Origin of the sequence: Arthrobacter globiformis, from assembly GCF_046536215.2 — a bacterium.
GTDB classification, from domain to species: Bacteria; Actinomycetota; Actinomycetes; order Actinomycetales; family Micrococcaceae; genus Arthrobacter; species Arthrobacter globiformis_E.
Genome location: NZ_CM143421.1, coordinates 771,273 through 789,459 on the forward strand (window position 1 = coordinate 771,273; position 18,187 = coordinate 789,459).

General features: G+C 63.4%; 16 protein-coding genes and 1 pseudogene. 11 read left to right on the forward strand and 6 right to left on the reverse strand.

Annotated features, from left to right (window positions below):
• Nucleotides 1-140: 140 nt before the first annotated feature.
• The 5 genes from R5O87_RS03600 to R5O87_RS03620 all read right to left on the reverse strand — a co-directional run bounded on the left by R5O87_RS03600 (nucleotide 141) and on the right by R5O87_RS03620 (nucleotide 3,990).
• Nucleotides 141-896, reverse strand: a complete 756-nt coding sequence (locus R5O87_RS03600; RefSeq protein ID WP_410557628.1) for a hypothetical protein — start codon at nucleotides 894-896, stop codon at nucleotides 141-143.
• Nucleotides 874-1,260 (reverse strand): hypothetical protein, encoded by a 387-nt coding sequence (locus R5O87_RS03605; RefSeq protein WP_410557629.1) that lies wholly within the window; start codon nucleotides 1,258-1,260, stop codon nucleotides 874-876. The genes R5O87_RS03600 and R5O87_RS03605 overlap by 23 nt, the downstream gene beginning before the upstream one ends.
• 392 nt (nucleotides 1,261-1,652) lie before the next feature.
• Nucleotides 1,653-2,078 carry a YncE family protein gene (locus tag R5O87_RS03610; protein WP_410557630.1) on the reverse strand — a complete coding sequence of 142 codons (426 nt, stop codon included), beginning with the start codon at nucleotides 2,076-2,078 and terminating at the stop codon, nucleotides 1,653-1,655.
• A 163-nt stretch (nucleotides 2,079-2,241) separates the two neighbouring features.
• Nucleotides 2,242-2,634 carry a nuclear transport factor 2 family protein gene (locus tag R5O87_RS03615; protein ID WP_410557631.1) on the reverse strand — a complete coding sequence of 131 codons (393 nt, stop codon included), beginning with the start codon at nucleotides 2,632-2,634 and terminating at the stop codon, nucleotides 2,242-2,244.
• A 159-nt stretch (nucleotides 2,635-2,793) separates the two neighbouring features.
• Entirely contained in the window at nucleotides 2,794-3,990 is a 1,197-nt protein-coding gene (locus R5O87_RS03620; RefSeq protein WP_462836380.1) for a hypothetical protein, read from the reverse strand.
• 499 nt (nucleotides 3,991-4,489) lie between these two features.
• On the opposite strand from R5O87_RS03620, the gene R5O87_RS03625 reads away from it, so the two are divergent.
• From R5O87_RS03625 to R5O87_RS03640, 4 genes are all read left to right on the forward strand, one after another.
• Nucleotides 4,490-6,088, forward strand: coding sequence for a PucR family transcriptional regulator (locus R5O87_RS03625; protein ID WP_410557633.1), 1,599 nt, complete (start codon nucleotides 4,490-4,492; stop codon nucleotides 6,086-6,088).
• Entirely contained in the window at nucleotides 6,085-7,017 is a 933-nt protein-coding gene (locus R5O87_RS03630; RefSeq protein WP_410557634.1) for a glutaminase, read from the forward strand. Before R5O87_RS03625 ends, R5O87_RS03630 begins: the two co-directional genes overlap by 4 nt.
• Before the next feature lie 85 nt (nucleotides 7,018-7,102).
• Complete coding sequence (locus R5O87_RS03635; RefSeq protein WP_462836381.1) at nucleotides 7,103-8,620, forward strand: amino acid permease; 1,518 nt, start codon at nucleotides 7,103-7,105, stop codon at nucleotides 8,618-8,620.
• Nucleotides 8,621-8,670: 50 nt separating this feature from the next.
• Nucleotides 8,671-10,434, forward strand: a complete 1,764-nt coding sequence (locus tag R5O87_RS03640; protein WP_410558230.1) for a thiamine pyrophosphate-dependent enzyme — start codon at nucleotides 8,671-8,673, stop codon at nucleotides 10,432-10,434.
• Nucleotides 10,435-10,497: 63 nt separating this feature from the next.
• Here R5O87_RS03640 and R5O87_RS03645 read toward each other — a convergent pair.
• Nucleotides 10,498-10,896 (reverse strand): annotated as a pseudogene (locus R5O87_RS03645) (right-handed parallel beta-helix repeat-containing protein); the annotation flags it as partial.
• Between the two features lie 600 nt (nucleotides 10,897-11,496).
• Here R5O87_RS03645 and R5O87_RS03650 point away from each other — a divergent pair.
• The 7 genes from R5O87_RS03650 to R5O87_RS03680 all read left to right on the forward strand — a co-directional run bounded on the left by R5O87_RS03650 (nucleotide 11,497) and on the right by R5O87_RS03680 (nucleotide 17,818).
• The gene (locus R5O87_RS03650; RefSeq protein WP_410558229.1) at nucleotides 11,497-12,021 is read left to right on the forward strand and encodes a COG4315 family predicted lipoprotein; all 525 of its coding nucleotides are present in this window, start codon (nucleotides 11,497-11,499) and stop codon (nucleotides 12,019-12,021) included.
• 350 nt (nucleotides 12,022-12,371) lie between these two features.
• On the forward strand, nucleotides 12,372-12,947 hold the full coding sequence (locus tag R5O87_RS03655) for a GAF and ANTAR domain-containing protein (RefSeq protein ID WP_410558228.1): 576 nt from the start codon (nucleotides 12,372-12,374) through the stop codon (nucleotides 12,945-12,947).
• 208 nt (nucleotides 12,948-13,155) lie between these two features.
• Entirely contained in the window at nucleotides 13,156-13,428 is a 273-nt protein-coding gene (locus tag R5O87_RS03660; RefSeq protein WP_410558227.1) for a hypothetical protein, read from the forward strand.
• Between the two features lie 226 nt (nucleotides 13,429-13,654).
• Nucleotides 13,655-14,110, forward strand: coding sequence for a DUF7793 family protein (locus R5O87_RS03665; RefSeq protein WP_410558226.1), 456 nt, complete (start codon nucleotides 13,655-13,657; stop codon nucleotides 14,108-14,110).
• Nucleotides 14,111-14,125: 15 nt separating this feature from the next.
• On the forward strand, nucleotides 14,126-14,551 hold the full coding sequence (locus R5O87_RS03670; RefSeq protein ID WP_410558225.1) for a DUF7793 family protein: 426 nt from the start codon (nucleotides 14,126-14,128) through the stop codon (nucleotides 14,549-14,551).
• A 477-nt stretch (nucleotides 14,552-15,028) separates the two neighbouring features.
• A complete protein-coding gene (locus tag R5O87_RS03675) occupies nucleotides 15,029-16,954 on the forward strand; it encodes a transketolase (RefSeq protein WP_410558224.1) in 1,926 nt (641 codons plus the stop codon).
• Between the two features lie 465 nt (nucleotides 16,955-17,419).
• Nucleotides 17,420-17,818: a DUF1622 domain-containing protein gene (locus R5O87_RS03680; RefSeq protein ID WP_410558223.1), complete on the forward strand. Its 399-nt coding sequence runs from the start codon at nucleotides 17,420-17,422 to the stop codon at nucleotides 17,816-17,818.
• Nucleotides 17,819-18,187: the final 369 nt, after the last annotated feature.

The following is an 18,187-nucleotide window of genomic DNA, read 5'->3' on the forward strand; positions in this document are numbered from 1 at the left end:
GGTTCAGATGTGCATCCATTTCCTTGGAATGCCTCAGACCGACTCAGCCGCACCCACCCACAGCAAGACTCCGCGGCCTTGCTGCAGGTGGGCCTTCCGCGGACTCCGGGCCGCCAACATCCCCCAAATCGCGCGCCGGGTTAGTTTTCAGCAGTTGGGCGAGTCGAATTCGTAGGCTCCGGCGTCGCTGTGGCCGTGCCGTTGCAGTTACCGTCCTGCGGCACGGGCCGGTCGTCCAGATCCAGTGAGGAGCTGGACGAGGTGGTGAGGTCAATGGCCGCGCTGTTGGCGGTGAGGTGGAAGTCGGTTCCGGTGGTCACGAAACTGACAGAAGGCACCCGCCGCGAGGTCGGGCTCGGGGTGACATTGACCGGCCCGGTGAACACTTTTTCTTTCTCGGTCCAGCCGGAGCCGTTGATCCACAGCGAGATCTTGACGCCGACCAGGACGTTCCCCCTGATGACTGTCGAGGAGGGGCATTGGGCATGGCAGACGACGGCCTGCGCGCAGAGGGAGCCGCACGTCGAGCGGACGAGGTTGTAGCGGTAGGTGTTGCCGTCGGCTGTTCCGGTGGACCGTCCGAGCTCGGAGAAGCTGTTGTCGTCCAGGGCGATGTTGTGGTGGACGTTGTTCCGATTGCCGTTGAAGATTTCGATGGCGCCGCCGTCCACGACGAAGTCGAAGGATGCGGCGGCCGAGCCGGAGATGGTGTTGGCGGTGACCTCGTTGTCGTTGCCGGTGTACTTGCCGAAGTCGGAACCGTTGCCGATCTTGATGCCGGCGGCGTTGTTGGAGGCGCTCGAGTTCTGCACGGTGTTCCGGTCGCCGGTGATGCTGAATCCCGCGTAGCCGCAGGAGACGGCCCGGAGGCCGTCAAACGACCGTGAAGTTGCCATTAACCCTGATGCAGTTACCGGACTTGCCACCGGTAATGACAGGTGCGGCGCCGGTGCCGTAGCCGTTCACCGTGATCGGTGCTATGGAGGTCCCGCTCTGGGTCGTCACGAAGCCGCCGGTGAAGGTGTCACCCTTGCGCAGGCTGACGGTGTCCCCGGGCTGGAGGACTGCGGAGTTGAGCTTGGTGAGGGTTTTCCAGGGCGTTGCGCTGGACGTCCCGGAGTTCGTGTCGCTGCGCGCAGCGCTGAGGAAGTAGGTCGTGCCGGACGCTGACGCGGGGGCCGTGACCCCTCCGAAGGCCAGGCTGGCGAGCGTGACAGCCGTGAAGACGGCAGCGAAGGGCGACCTGATGGTCCTGTTCATAGAATTCTCCGTCGTTTTGGGGCGCCCACTGCGCCCCGGCTGCCCGGACCGTATTTTTGCTGCCCTATCAGAACCCTGCAGGAAACCAATCACCGGGCGGCGCGGGGACCCGCCCACGGCCACCCGACCCCGGTCTGAAGGTGGTGTGCGGTGAGGCGGTGGCGCCGGTGATCCGTCCGCCTTCCGTGACGTCAGCTGGTAGTCGACGCTGGGCTAATCAACTCACGGCACGGATCTGTCGGGAAGGCGGGATTACCCGGGAGGAAGGCGTAACGACCGCTGAACGGTGTCGTGAGCATGCCGGCATTCCCGGCTGCGGCGAGAACCGAATCTCCCCGCGGGCATCCTGACGGTCATTCCCCGGTCGGCCTTGGGGCGGAAGGGGTGTGCTGTCACTGAGTGGGTTCCATGATGCGCAGGACGGGGTGCCCGTTGACGTCTTGGAGGGGGAAGTAGACGCGGTGGGTGCTCTGGTCGACGGAGACGGTGTGGGCGTGGTCGGCGAGTTGGGCTGATGCCACGGGGGTGCGGGTGCGGCCGTGTTCGTCGGAGATGCTGACGGTGCCGTCTTCCGCTGCGAGGTAGAGCCGGTCCAGGCCGGTGTCGAAGGCCAGCACGTCCGGGGTGTTGCCGGTGTCGAAGTGGGCGGTGGTTTGCCTGGTGCGCAGGTCAGGGACTACAGGTCTGGCGTTGCCTTCGCAGCCGATGAAGGCAAGCTGCTGGGCCCCGTCCATGTAGAGACCATGGTTGCTGTCGCACCCGTCCACTAGGAGGGCTGTGACTGTGACGAGCCGGGACGAAATTTCACGCAAAGGCATCGGGGAGCTCCTGTCGGTCATTGTATGGCGACGCTACCGCTGGTGTTCGCCCGCGGCGCCGCCGGCAACGCAGGACTCCCCGACCGGCTACGCATCACCGGCTGACTGTATGCGGAAAGCCCGGCTGCTCCGTGCAAGGACCGGCCGGGCGTTCTGGTCTTTGCTACCCCCAGAATGCATCACCCTGGGCGGTGTCGTTGTAATACTCCCGGCCCTCGGCAACCTTGCCGTCGCGGACCTGGAACGTCAGGGCACCGTCCGTGTCCAGGGTCTTGCCGTTGTTCTCGGCGTGATTGTGCTGCAGCCCGACAACGTGGTTGTCGCCTCCGATGAGCTCCTGAAGTGTCACCTTGAAGGTGCCGTTCGAGCGCGTCGCCAGCTCGCCGAAATAAGCGAGGATGGCCTCACGTCCCTGTTTGGTCCCCGATAGCGCGCCCGTGCCGGGACCGTACCAGACTGCATCCTCGGCGAACAGTTCGCGCAGCGTATCCATGTCACCGGCGTCGAAGGCCTCGTAGCCGCGCCGAATCAGCTCAACATTTTCCTGGGTTCCCATTTCCGGTATCTCCGTCTCCATTGTCGGAACACTCTCGGACGGTCAAAGGGTAGTCCTAGCCGGTGTGCTTGTCGACGGCAATTTGGTAGGGCGCAGCCCCAAACGTGAAGCCCATCTTCACTCCCGGCAGCATGACGACTTCAGCGGCCGTAACAGGCGCTACGAGGGGCACCCACGCCTGTCGTACTGGTCGCTTTCGCTCGCTCCGATCTGAGGCGCCTCGAACCATGCCCGGCCGTGGCGGTAACGGAACGCGGACCCGGCGTATCCGGCCGGGCGGAGGTCAATGACGTCCAGGACGCCCGATGCCGGCCGCTGGGCTGAGTCCCAGCCGGGGACCGCATCTGCCGCTTCAGCTTCGTGTGCCGGTCCGACCCAGGGAAAGCTCGCGTCAATGAGTCCGGCCCGTTCGCGCACGGGTATGCCGGTGAAGGCGCGACCGGCATACCCGTACAGCAGCAGACGCCTTGCATCCGGCCGTGCCCGTTCCGGTGCGTCGGACCGCTCATCCCACAGCCAGGACGTCCCTGCCCGCGCGGCGAACTCGTGCGCCGAGAATTCATTGATCCTGTCTATCCCGTGGCCCGGGCAGTAGTCCGAGGCGTACACACCCTCTTCGTCCAGGAAGTGCGAGTCCGCATCCGGAAAGGACCGGCGGAACTCCGGCAGACAGATGCATCCGGCGGAAGTTGTTTCCTGCACGGACACGAGTCCCGTGGCTTTGTCCTCGAAGGGCCACGGCGGTGCAAGCTCGACTCCTGCTGGGATCTCCCATACCCGGCTCCTGCCCGCCCGGCTCATCGCGAACACCTGCCAGCTGAGACTGGCAAGCACAGCCACGGCCAGGATGCTGAACGCGGCGGCCGCCGCCGCGAACATGCCCGACGACGATTCCTGCCCCATCTCCTCATAGGTCCGGCCGAGTTCCGACGGGAGCACCGAGAAAGCAACCACCCAGCCAGCACACGCCGCCACAACCATGACCAGGGCCTTGATTCGACCTCGGCGGACCACCCGTTTGCTGGCCAGCACCGCGTTGCGCCCCACCGTTATAGAGAGGCCTGTGGCTGACGACCGCGCCACTGCACGGACGGCCCGCACTTCCCGCCATGACTGACCGGCCACGACTGCTGCCAGCACCGCACCCGCCGCAGCCCACAACCACCACACCGGCGCGGAGGTGTAGCCGTCCAAGGCGTGCGGAACGGCTGCGAAGGCCAGAACCAAGGGAGCTGCCACAACCGCATAACGTCCCAGCATCCAGCCCGCGAGACAGAAAGCCGAAGCGAGAAGAATGCTCGCGCTGCCGATCATGTCGATAAGCCGGAAGGCTCCGTACCAGGAAGGATCGTCCATCGCTTCCCACCCACGGTCAGCAATGAATGCCGAAGCCGTCCCGAGTAAACCGGTGAGCCAACCGAGCAGCCGCTGGCGCCGGGTGGACATCGGTTTTGGAAGTGCAGCCCACGCCTGAGCGTCCGGGCGCACCATGTCGCTGGTTATCAACAATCGCTCCTTCAGGTGGTCGCTGCACTGAGCCTACGTCAGCGGAAAGGAACGACTGGTTCCGGTCGGGGTGTTCTGCAAGGGACAGAGCCCCACCAGAGTCTGGTGTTGAGACATAGGATCCGCCGCCGTTGATTGTCCATGGTCCTTTTTCCGAATCGGATTCGTCCGGAGTGACTCTTTGGCACCGAGCCGCGCACCTGCTGTGGTGCACGAGCGATCACCTTGGACTGGCAACCGAAAACCCGCCGATCCATTTGGATCTCGTCACATATTTTGGGCGAAATTCACTCGCTACCATGAGGTGACCGGACAGAGCCGTCCGGGCGGATCGACGCAGAAGGAAACCATGACCGCGGTTACGGTGGACGATATCCTTTCGGACTTCCCCCTGGGCTTCGCCACCCTCATTTTGCGGCCCGCCGCCGAGCGTTCGGCGGTCGAAAGGTTCCTGATCGTCGATGCGGACGATGAAACGTCCGACGCCGGCGCCGCCTTTGTCCTGCTGATCGGCGTCCGTGGCCGCTCGGCTTTGCCGGCGCTCCGCCGGCTCCTGAAGAACCCGCCGCCGGTTGTTGCGGTCAAGGGAAACCGCGAAGAGTTGACTGACGCCGAAGAACTGTTGGGCGCAGCCGGCACCGGGCTGCTGCTGGTAGACCCGGCTGCCGATTGGGACCGGCTCCTATCCATCGCCAAGGACCGGATCCAGCCGCGCAGTTACCAGAGTGAAGTGCTGACGCTGCTGGAAGAAGACCTGTTTGCCATCGCCCAGACCACCGCACGGCTGACCTCGAGCCATGTCGTCATAGAGGATGCCGCCAACAAGGTCCTGGCCTACTCCACGGTCTCAAACGACATCGACGAACTGCGGAAGGCGTCCATCCTGGCCCGGCGCGGCCCGCGGAAATACGAACTGCTGCTAAAGGACCTAGGTGCCTACCGGGAACTGCACAGAACCCGACTCCCAGTGCGTGTGCCAGCCAGACCGCAGGACGGCCTCAGGGAGCGCGTGGCCATCACGCTGTTCGCCGGTGACCGAATCATGGGCTACATCTGGCTTCAGGAAACCGGGGATGGATTCACCGCCGACGTTGACTACGTGCTCACAGGATCGGCGGCCCGGGCCTCCGCCGAACTTATCCGCTACCGCAACCAGCAGTCCGTTCATATGCGCGAGGACCGCATTGCCCGGATTCTGTCCGGTCCGGCGGAGGCCGCCGCCAGTGCCCGCAGCGGGAAGATCCCCGCGGAGCGGCCAGCGGCACTGATCCTGATTGGAATGTCCCAGACCGACTCACAGGCTGATGATGCCGCATTGAAGCATGGCGAGCTCGCCAGCCTGGCCTCGATCCACGCCGCGGCCTACAAGGCGTCAGCCGTCGTCGGTCAGTTTAAAGGCGTCACCGCCGTGATCATCCCGGGCCTGCAGTCAGCCACAGCGGAACCCGGTCTGCGCAGCATAGCCGAATCCATCGTCCGCGACGCGGACAAGCACCTGGGCATCAGCCCCTACGCCGCCGTTAGCCCGGTGTCTCCTGACCTGCTCGCCCTCCATTCCGTTACCCCGATCACCGAGGCCCTGCTGGACTGCGTCGGGACATCAGGTGAAACGTCCGTCGCCACCGTGTCGGATTTCGAAGGCGAAATCCTCTTCCGTGACGCCGTTCGGAGCTTCCGGACGTCTCCGTTCCGTCACCGCAGTCTGTCCGCCCTTTTGCGGGACGACCCCGAGCTCGCGGAAACCCTGCGTGTGTACTTCGACGTCTCGCTTGACGTTGCCGAATGCGCCAAGCGCATGGCGCTGCACAAAAACACCGTCTACTACCGGATCAGCAAGGCAACCCGTGTCACGGGGCTGGACTTCGGCAAGCCCCGCGATGCGCTGGTAGCCATCCTGCATATCCAGGCACTGGACAATACCAATAAGGAACATCAAGGCAGGAAATGACCACAACACTCGATGCCCCGCTCCTGGACCCGCTCCTCGATGACATCGTCCGCACCCACAGGCCTCAGCGGGAATCCGGATCCGTGCCGACCCACATCCCGTCTCTGGCGGCGATCCCCTTCAACAGGTTTGGGATAGCAGTGGCTACCGTGTCCGGGAAGGTCTTTACTTCGGGGGACGCTCACTTTCCTTTCTCTATCCAGAGCATTTCCAAGGTGTTCACCCTTGCCATGGCCCTGCAGCGGGAGGGTGCTGTTTCGGTGTGGTCCCGGGTGTTACGCGAACCGTCCGGTACCGCCTTCAATTCGCTGGTGCAGTTGGAGGTTGAGCATGGCATCCCGAGGAACCCATTCATTAATGCCGGTGCCCTGGTAGTCACCGACCACCTGATGGAGGAAACTCCAGACGCGGCCTCCGCGCTCCTGCGCTTTCTCACTGAGGAGGCCGGTGGCCCGGGGCCGTCCATTGACGAAGCAGCGGCGATAACCGAGCTTTCCAACAGCAGCCGAAACCTGGCCCTGGCCCACTTCCTCAAAGACTTCGGCAACCTTCGGCAGTCCGCTGAGACTGTGGTGGAAAACTATGTGCGCCAGTGTTCCATCATGATGACCTGCGAGGAAGTGGCCAAGGCCGCGCTGTTCCTCGCACGGGGCGGTATCGGAGCCTCCGGCATGGTGCTGTCCCGGAGTGAAGCGAAGCGCATCGGTTCCATCATGCTGACCTGCGGTATGTACGACGCCGCCGGCGAATTCGCGTACCGGGTCGGACTGCCCGGAAAGAGCGGTGTGGGCGGCGGGATCGTGGTCATCGTCCCCGGCCAATGCGCCATCTGCGTCTGGAGCCCTCGCCTGGACGCCAAAGGCAACTCCTTGGCCGGCAGTGCGGCCCTCGCCGACCTGTCCGACCGCACCGGCTGGTCGGTTTTCTAACTGCAGCCCTTCCCGGATAACCCCGGACCGGCTCATTCTCCCCACAGCCCCCGAGTCAAGATCTTCCCCGATCGAAAGGAACACCATGCCTCACAACAGCCCCAATGATGCGGTTGCTTTGCACCAGGCGGTCCCGCGGCAGGCACATGCTTCGGAAGCGGCATTGCATGCCGAGGACAAGGGCTACCACAAGAGCCTGAAGCCGCGGCAGATCCAGATGATCGCGATCGGCGGCGCGATCGGCACCGGCCTGTTCCTCGGCGCCGGCGGCCGGCTCAACGCCGCCGGCCCGTCCCTGGTCATCGCGTACGCCGTCTGCGGCTTCTTCGCCTTCCTGATCCTGCGCGCCCTCGGCGAACTGGTGCTGCACCGGCCATCCTCGGGCTCGTTCGTCTCCTACGCCCGCGAATTCTTCGGCGAAAAGGCAGCCTTCGTCTCCGGCTGGTTCTACTGGATCAACTGGGCCACCACCACCATCGTGGACATCACCGCCGCCGCGCTCTACATGAACTTCTTCGGCAACTACGTCCCCTGGATGGCCGACGTACCACAGTGGGTCTGGGCACTAACCGCCCTCGTCGTCGTCCTGGGCCTGAACCTCGTGTCGGTCAAGGTCTTCGGCGAAATGGAATTCTGGTTCGCCATCATCAAGGTCGCAGCCCTCGTCGCGTTCCTCATCATCGGCACCTACTTCGTCATCTTCGGCACCCCCGTCCCCGGCCAGGAAACCGGATTCAGCCTCATCACCGACAACGGCGGCATCTTCCCCAACGGCCTGCTGCCCATGATCATCCTCATGCAGGGCGTCCTCTTCGCCTACGCCTCCATCGAACTCGTCGGCACCGCCGCCGGCGAAACCGAAAACCCCGAAAAGATCATGCCCAAGGCCATCAACTCCGTGGTCTTCCGGATCGCCGTGTTCTACGTCGGCTCCGTCATCCTGCTCGCCCTGCTCCTGCCCTTCACCTCCTACCAAAAGGGCGTCAGCCCCTTCGTGACCTTCTTCGGCTCCATCGGCATCCAGGGCGTGGACGTCATCATGAACCTCGTGGTCCTCACCGCCGCCCTGTCCTCCCTCAACGCCGGCCTCTACTCCACCGGCCGGATCCTGCGCTCCATGTCCGTGGCCGGCTCCGCCCCCAAATTCGCCCAGCGCATGAACAAGGCCGGCATCCCCTACGGCGGCATCGCCATCACCGCCGGCGTCTCCCTGCTCGGCGTCCCACTGAACTACCTGGTCCCCTCACAGGCGTTCGAGATCGTCCTGAACATCGCCTCCGTGGGCATCATCGTCACCTGGGCCACCATCGTCCTCTGCCAGATCCAGCTCAAGCGCTGGGCAGACAAGGGCTGGCTCAAACGCCCCTCGTTCCGGATGTTCGGCGCACCCTACACCGGCTACCTGTCGCTGCTGTTCCTCGTCGGCGTGCTGGTCATGGTCTTCATCGACTCACCCCTGACCCTGGTGGTCACGCTCATCGCCATCGCACTCATGGTCGCCGGCTGGTACGCCTGCCGCAAACGGATCCACGAGATCGCCGAGGCCCGCGAAGGCTTCACCGGCATGTCCCCCGTCATCGCCAACCCGACTCCCATCACGTAAGACCTGCATCATCACAAAAACCCAGACCGCCAGCCAGACAAAGAAAGCACATGACAACAGAGCCCCAGTCCACCTTGACCGCATCCGCCAACCGTTCCCACGATGGTCGGCCCCAAGAACCAAAGCCCCAACGGGTCACGTCCGATGGCGAAGCCGAACCACACCGTCCGGCCCCGAAATCCGCCGGGCACGTGATCGTCGACTCGCTCGCGGCCCATGGCGTGGCTCGCACCTTTGTCGTTCCAGGTGAGAGCTTCCTGGACGTGCTGGACGGGCTGCACAATTCCGACATCGAGACCATCGTGTGCCGGCACGAGGGCGGGGCGGCCTACATGGCCGAGACAGACGGCAAAATGAACCAACTGCCAGGAGTCGCTATGGTCACCCGCGGGCCCGGCGCCGCGAACGCGCACGTCGGGCTGCACACAGCCTGGCAGGACTCGACGCCGTTGATCCTGTTCGTCGGCCTGATCCCATTCGCACACCGGGACCGCGAAGCGTTCCAGGAGTTCGACATCAAAGCCTGGTTCGACACCGGCGCCAAACGGGTCATGGTCCTTGACCACGCGGAGCGGGCATCCGAAATCGTCGCCGAGGCGATCTTCGCCGCCATGAGCGGACGTCCCGGGCCAGTAGTCGTGGGCCTGCCCGAGGACATCCTCCAGCAAAAGATTGAGCCGGAACTGCACCCGCCTATCCCCGTCGCAGCTGGCGGAATGAGCAGCCGGGATGCCGAGGCGCTCAAGGCTGCTCTTGCCGAGTCCAGCAAGCCGCTTTTTGTGACTGGCGGCAACGACTGGACCCAGTTTGCGGCGGACCAGCTGACCGCTTGGCTCGAGCGGCACCAGATACCCGCTGCAGCGGAGTGGCGCACCCAGGGTACTGTTTCCTTTGATTCCCCGTCCTATGTGGGCCCCATCGGGTACGGCCGTCCGCGCCCCACCTATGACCTGCTTGACGAAACCGACCTCCTGGTATTTGTTGGCACGGTACCGGGAGACGTGATTACGGACGGATTCGTCTGCCGGCAGGACTGGAGCAAGCAGAACTTCCTGGTCACCAGCGACCCCGCACTGCGCGGCCGTTCGGGTCCGGTTTCCCGGCAGATCCTCGCGAAACCGGAGGCGTTCGTCCGCGACCTGGCGGAGATCGACCTGCCGGTAAAGGAGGAATGGAAGGCATGGACGGGCCGGATGAGGGCTGAGCAGGAGTCCTTTGCCGCGCTCCCGGCGTCGGCTCCGTCTGCAGGCAGGGCAAGGATGGACACGATGATGGCAAACCTGGTCCCCGGACTGCCGAAGGACGCGCTGGTGACGTTCGGCGCCGGCGAACACACCAACTGGGCGCACCGATACTTCCCGACCCGCCGCTATGCCTCCATGATCAGCGCCCGCAACGGCTCCATGGGCTACTCCATTCCGTCGGCCATCGCGGCGTCCCTGGCAGAACCGCAGCGCCGGGTGGTGACCATCGCCGGCGACGGGGAATTCCTCATGAACGGCCAGGAACTGGCCACCGCAGCCCAGTACGGCGCAACCCCGCTGGTCATCGTCATGGACAACCAGGAGTATGGCACCATCCGCACCCATCAGGAGCGCCACTATCCGGACCGGGTTTCCGGCACCCAACTGAAGAACCCCGACTTCGGACTGATGGCCAGGGCCTTTGGCGGTTTCGGCGTCAAAGTCACCCTGGACAAGGACATTCCAGCCGCCCTCGCCGCGGCCCTTGCCGCCATCGATGAAGACGGCGTCTTCGCACTCATCCACCTGGTGGTAGAGCAGCGCGTAAAGGCCTACTCGACCACCAGTTGAGAGAACAGCCGACGACGGCGGTCCTCCCGCCGCCGTCGTCGGCTATCGGTACGAGCCACAAATCTACCCGCGCCCAATTGTGGGCATTGCCCGGAACGCGTTATCGGCCCTGTCTGCGATAACCTGCGCGTCACTTCCGGAATCAAGGATCGTATTCCGGGCTGATTCGGGATCGACCATGACGGCTGTAACGGCGAGTCCGTCCTAAGCCTCCGTCGTCAACAGGGCGCCTACTTGGGCCTCGAAGCAGGAATCACTTGATTTGGCGTGCACGTCCCTGGCCACCACGCGGTTGTTGGAGATGAAGTTGCCAACCCCTGCCATGAGTCGGATGAAGACAGGCGTCGCTCCCGCGGGCCGAATGCTCTGTGAGTCGATGACCTCGGAGAAGTGGTTGCCGATCACAGAGTTGCTGCTGCCGCTAACGCGGAGAAGCCCGTTGAGGTCGTCCAGTCCATTGTCAGAACATCCAGCAAAAATTCTCATTGAGCGATAAGTCGGGAGGCATCTGCCCTGCCGCAGAGCAGGGCGGGCCAAGACTGCTGGCCCGTCTTCTCAGCCTGTCTGGAAGGTATGTCCCATGGCAATTTGATTCCTCGAATGCACCAACCACTTGCTGACTGCCTGGAACCAGATATGCAGCTGCAACGCCGAAGTACATACGCGGCGCACGACGCTGAGAAAGGCGCCCGGGCCACTGCCGCCAGGGCCAAATCATGCTGTGAGACCAAGGTCAGCGATTCTGAGAACTTTAGGTCTCAGTTTCGGGTCATTTCACCGGACGCCATTCGACACTGCCGAACAACCTTCAAGGTTCGGGTTGATTACGAATACCTCAACACCGCGACAATGCTGCTCCTGCGAACCAGTGACACACGGAGCTTGCAGCGTCAGAGCTACGGGTGGCGTGACGTTCCATCTGCCTGTCTGAACCATTGGCCGTCCGACTACGTCTTATTGGATAAGCGCACTGATCTCCATTTGTGTCCTGGTCCGTAGCTGGGGCATCGGCTAAGCAGTATTCGCGGTCAGGGCGTGAAAGGCAACACCAAGGGAGCAGTGATGAAAAAGCAACTGGGCGTCGGCATCGCCGCCCTGGCACTTGCAGCAACGCTGGCCAGCTGTGGTGGGAACCAAGGAACCCCGAGCCCCACTACGGGAACGCCGCCGGCGACAGCAACCGCACCGGAGCCGGGAATGTCAACGACTCCTGCAGCCAACACCGAACTCAAAACCGCCAATTCGACGGCTGGCCAGATCGTGGTGGACAAAAACGGGATGAGCGTCTATTTCTTCACCAAGGATGTGAAGGACTCGGGTAAGAGCTCTTGCACAGATGCCTGCGCCGCTGCGTGGCCCGCAGTGACAACCAAGGCCGCTTCGCCGACCGTTGAAGGCGTCAGCGGCAAGATCGGAAGCATCAACGCAGCCGACGGCTCGAAGCAGATCACCATCAATGGCATGCCGGTGTACTACTACGCCAAGGACAAGAAGGCCGGAGACATCCTGGGGCAGGGAGTCAACAACGCCTGGTATCTGGTCAGCCCGGCTGGCGAGATGCTGAAATCGGCCGGCGGCGGCTACTAGCCCCTGTCGTCGGGTTTCCGAGTAGATGCTCTGCAGCCGGTTGTAAGCGGCCGCGGATCGACCCCTGTTAATCGTCCAGCATGCAGCCGGACGATGGGAACTGAACATCCGGGCGCCGGTTCTATTTGGATGGTGGCGACGTCCTAGATGGCTTCCAAGCTGGTGGCCTGGCCGATCTCGTTCAGAACCGCGTCAGGCGGACCGACAGTTCGCCGACGTCGGCCTGCCGCTTAACCGGCGAACTGGGCGGGCAGAGCTAGTCAGCGGTATCCGGGACGAAGGCCGCAGCGTTGGCGTTGAGCCAGTCCGGGGCGAGGTCGTAGTCCATCGCCATCTCGCTCACGATGGGGTTGACCGAGGCGGAGCCGCCGAAGCTGGCGTCGATCTCGGCGGTGAGGCGGTTGCCGGTACTTTGCAGGATGAGCCGAGGACGTCAAGGGCTTCCTGAATGGCATGACCCGGTACGCTGCCACGACCCCACTGATCAACGTTGGCCCCACTTATCCAAGAACCTCGCCGCCTCTGGCGCCTGCAGCGTATTGGGAGTCCCCCTCGAGCTGGGGAAGGATTCCTCAGCTGCCCTGAACTTCTTTGCCCCTGCGACCGGACTGTTCACTGACGCGGCCATTGACGAAGCCGTGGTCTTTGCCGGAACGGCCGCCCAGGCGCTCCGGCTCTCCCTCCGTATTGCCACCTTAGATCTGCTGGTCAGGGACCTGAAGGCCGCGATGGAACACCGCAGTGCCATCGACTTGGCATCGGGCGTGATCATGGAACAAAACCAATGCAGCCGGGGTGAGGCCTTCGCGATGCTGCTGCAGGCTTCCCAAAACCGGAACGAAAAGCTCCACGAGGTCGCCGAAGGCATCATCAAAGCGAAGACCGACACCCGCGGACGGACATCGATTACTAACTTCGACGACTAAACGCACGACAAAGCGTGCTATTCAGGCTACCGCCCGGTTCCGCTGAAGGTTGCCGGGATCCGGCCTGCGTCCAGCCAACCTTACCGACGGGTAAGGGTTACGTTCGCCTCCTGCGCAGACTAACCTGTTCGATGGTGGCCCGGGGCAACGATCATGGGCAGGAAACGTGCGGAGGGCCGGATTCGTGGCAAAGGCAGTGACATTTTCTATGACAGCAATGCCCACAAACGGTGCGCAGGGCAGCTTCCGCGACGACGTCCTGGGCCTGCGCACTGACGAAGTCCAGGATTGCATCCTGTCCGTATTTCACATCAGCGACTCTTACGCCCTGTTCACCGGCGAAGCCCTTCCCGCCCCGCACACGACCAGCAGCGCTGAACTCCGGGCGTACCTGCTCCAGCGGCTGGTCGGTGACGCAGCCGGCCTGGACCTGGACGTAAAGATCGCCTGGGCGGCAGAATCCGCCCGCTCCTGCTCGTGACCTCGGCCTGGCCTTCCGCGCGCGGGCCCTCATCACCGGTGGTCAAGGCATGCCGGACTAAGTCCGGCGCCGGCCCGCCAGCCTCATGAACCTGAAAGTGTGATCCGTTCCACATCTCGGATGGTAGTCTGATGCGCACATAAAGACGGCTCAGCCCCGGCTCTAGGGACACCCCTTTGGAAGGGCGAACCGTCGCCATAGTGCGTCATCCGGGGGGATCAGACTTATGGAGCAACAGGGCGCCACCAACGCATTGGCCACCGCGCCTTCCCGGCAGCAAGCATCCAGTAATCCTGACCAGACCGGTCCCGGCGTTGTGGTTGATCGAATCGAAGACGGACTGGTCGGCATAGTTCTTCCTGATGGCGCGCAGTTCACAGCAGCCCACACCTCGACCGTCAAAGATCAACTCCTTGCGGTCTGCAACGGAAAGCCCTGCGGCTTGCTCCTGCGTCTCGATGGAGTTGCCTCTATTGACCGGAACGCCGTGACCGGCTACGGGAAGGCGGCGACCGTCACCGCGCTGGCACTGGTGGGCAGCACCCCGGTGGACCGCGTCATGGCCAACAGGATTTTGCGAATCACATCCCCCCAATGCCCGACCGGGTACTTCACGGACGTACATGAGGCACTCGCATGGCTCCGCTCGCACCGGACCGATAGCCCGAACACTAAGGGATAGACCGAGGAGCTCTCCATGACAGAAGAATCAAACTTTGGCCACGCATCGGAGCCGGGCATCAACATCGCCGACAAGGGAACACTCCACCTCGACGGCGGCGTTCTTCAACTGCGCTGGAACGAAGGCGTGACAGTTGAGATCGAGGACGCCCATACCCTGCTCGATGCTCTGGACGCCCTAAGCAACGGCACCGCCCTGCCGATGCTCATACACGTCGCAGGAGTCAATTTCAGCCAGGCCTCACGCAAGGTCTCGCCCCCGCCCTCACGGGTATCCCGAATAGCACTTTTAGGATCGTCGCCGGTTGACCAGGTGGTCGCGCTCTTCCTCTTCCAGTTCTACCGGCTCCCCTGCCCCGTCAAATACTTCACCTCGCCCGGTAAAGCCATGGCCTGGGCCGCGGCCGCTGACCCCGCCAACGGCAGCGTCGTCTCTGCCTAGGTTTGCAATGTCCACAGCGACTTGCAGGATGCGTTGTCCGCGGTCGGGACGGGCGGGCAACGCCGTGAGACTCTTGCTCCAGCGGAGAGAGCCGACGTGGCCCCCGCTTGATCCAAGCGTCAACCTCCTCGACCAGGCATGTATGCCAAGAAGTCCTACCGGGAGGTCCGGTAACGGATCGCGTCTAACACTCTCCGAAACAACTCAGGAGTTCGCGCAACGCGGCTGCCTTCGTCCTGGGCCACGCCATCTGGATCAGACTAGAGCGCTGGACGGACTCACCAGCCACGCCACAGACACCGCGAGGCATTTGTGATGCAAATCGCCGCCCAATAGAAGACCAGGACTCCATCGACACCGCCGAGAACAAATACGGAGAAGACTGACGGCGGCCGAGACGACAGAGCCTTGACTCGCTCCCGGTCACGGGCGCACGCTGCAGGGGTCCGGCAAGTTTCGTCAACGAAGGACATCGCCATGACCACGGCACGCCAGGAAAACATCCGTCATGACCTTTCAACGGTCGCCGAACTCGCGGCGCAGCTTCGGGTGGACTCCATCCGGTCGAGCACGTCCGCGGGGTCCGGCCATCCGACGTCGAGCATGTCTGCCGCAGACCTGCTGGCTGTCCTCGTGGGCCGTCATCTGCGCTACGACTGGGATACCCCGCACCTGGACGGCAATGACCACCTGATCTTCTCCAAAGGCCACGCTTCTCCCCTGCTGTACTCAGTCTTCAAAGCCGTCGGCGTCATCTCTGACGAGGAGCTCATGACAAGCTACCGCCGCTTCGGCCAGCGCCTGCAGGGACATCCGACGCCGGAACTCCCGTGGGTGGATGTCGCGACGGGCTCGCTCGGGCAGGGATTGCCCGACGGCGTCGGCGTCGCCTTGGCGGGGAAATACCTTGACCGGCTCCCCTACCGGGTCTGGGTCCTGTGCGGCGACAGCGAAATGGCGGAGGGCTCCATCTGGGAAGCCTTGGACAAGGCCTCCCATTACGGCCTCACCAACCTGATCACCATCGTCGACGTCAACCGGCTGGGACAGCGGGGCGAGACCGAACTCGGCTGGGACATGGAAGCCTATGCCCGTCGGGTCCGGGCGTTCGGAGCCCAGGCGATCGTCATTGATGGTCACGAACTCGCCATGATTGACGAGGCCTTTTCGACAGCGGCAGCAACGCCCGAAAACAAGCCCGTTGTCATCCTCGCTAAAACCATCAAGGGAAAGGGCTTCGCCGACGTCGAAGACAGCCCGGATTGGCATGGAAAACCCTTCCCGCCCGAGATGGCTGACAGGGCGATTGCCGAACTCGGCGGCGAAAGAAGTCTGACCGTGCGCGGACCCCGCCCGGAAGGCGGGAAAAAGGCGGGCATCGACGCGCCAGGCGCAGCCCTTCCCAGCTACACAGTGGGCGAGAAAGTCGCTACCCGAAAAGCCTACGGCGACGCCCTGGCGGCACTCGGCGCCAACGACCCCGCCGTTGTTGCCTTGGACGGTGAGGTCGGCAATTCCACCCATTCGGATGAATTCGCCAAGGCCTTCCCTGGCCGGTTCTTCGAGATGTATATCGCCGAGCAGCAGCTCATCGCCGCCGCAGCAGGCCTGAGCACCCGGGGATACAAAGCCTTCGCCTCCACCTTCGCCGCATTCCTCACCCGCGCCTACGACTTCATCCGCATGGGCTCCATCTCCGGCGTCGATCTTCGCCTGTCCGGCTCGCACTCCGGCGTCGAGATCGGCGCCGACGGCCCCTCCCAGATGGCCCTGGAAGACCTCGCAATGATGCGCGCCGTGCACGGTTCCACCGTCCTCTACCCTGCCGACGCCACAAGCACCGCCGCCCTGGTGCAAACTATGGCTGAAACCCCGGGCATCAGCTACCTCCGCACCACCCGCGGCGCCTACCCCGTCCTGTACAGTCCCGCAGAACAGTTCCCGGTCGGCGGTTCAAAACTCCTCCGGTCCTCCGACAACGACGACGTCACCCTCATCGCGTCCGGGGTCACCCTTCATGAAGCACTCACGGCCGCAGAAATCCTGGCCGCTGAAGGAATCCAGTCCCGCGTCATCGACTGCTACTCCGTCAAGCCCATAGACACAGAAACACTCCTCACCGCCGCAGGCGAAACACAAGGCCGGGTCGTCATCACCGAAGACCACCACCCGGAAGGCGGCCTGGGATCAGCAGCCAAGGACGCCCTCCTCATGGCACCACCAAGTGATTTGTCCATTGCCCACCTGGCCGTCCGTGGCATGCCCGGCTCCGGAACCGGGCAGGAACTCCTCGCCTGGGCGGGTATTGACGCCCAACATATCGCCGAAGCAGCCCGGTACCTGGTCGCGGGAGGAACTTTCGTCGGTCCCGATGGTTCGGTTCCTCCCGGCCAAAAGCCTTAGGCCACCGGCACCAAACCAGCCACTGCCGGGTACCCACCACCGATGCCGCCCGTGCCAGTCGGGTGCTAACTCTCAGTGGGGCGGACAACAGCGTTGAAGCCCCCCGAAGGGTCCTTGCAACGTCCGTCTCGGACCCACGTAGCCGGGCCTGACGCCACTCCCCCAACACGCGTCGGGTCCGGCTACGTCCGGTCATTCCAAGGGAGTCCACAGTTCTTCCCCAGAGGCCGTGGGCACTGGAACTGGTCGGCAACGGTGGACCGGTGGTCGAATCTCCGGGACATGGCTTCCCAATCGCGTCCGCCGACTTCCATGCCTGCATTGGCGGCCCGGCGCATGGTTCACAGCGATTGCCAACTTTAGGAACGCGCGTGGATCAGGTTGCACGTCAGCGTCGACGGACGGAAAGATAAGGGTACTGTCAATTGCGTACTGGGCGCGCGGCATGGGAGTAGCGGAAACCGAATGGACTTCAGGCAAATCATTGAATCTGCTGGGCAGTATCTGGACTTCGCGGGAGTCGCCGTCATGGTCATCGGTGCAGTGATCTCGGTGCCTCTGGCTGTGCGGGGACGGAGGTTGCCCGGAACCAGCGAGGGGCGGAAGGGGTCGTCCCCGTACCGGCAGTACCGGCAGCTCCTGGGCCGCTCCATACTCCTTGGCCTGGAACTTCTGGTCGCTGCGGACATCATCCGCACCGTGGCAGTGACGCCGACATTTACCAGTGTGGGCGTATTGGCCGTCATCGTCGTTATCAGGACCTTCTTGAGCTTTTCACTCGAACTGGAGATCACCGGAAGGTGGCCGTGGCAGAAGGCTGACGATCCGTCCTCGGCAGAAGCATCAGGAACAAAGTCCATCTAAATCCGGCGAACTGGCTTGGCCGCTCAGGCGTCCAGGCATGACAAATCTTGGCATGCAGGCTCCAGTTTTGTTCGGCGGTTGGCCACGCCCGTGCTGTACGACAGATCTGTCAGCACGTTTCAAGCCTGGGGGATTGAGTATGAAAAGGCCTTCTGCACGTCTACGTTAAATGGCCATCAACGGCGCAGGACCCTTGTCAGCCCTGCTGGCGTGGTGAGGTGCGGGTGCCTCGCGTGTTTCGGTCTTCCGTCATGCACCCATCCGGCAGACCGGCAATGAGCCCAAACCTCTGTTCATCGGCGTAAGTGGCGAGGCTCCCCGAGCGACGCCGCGCCACCAAAAAGCCGCCCCGAACCAAAAGGGGCAGGG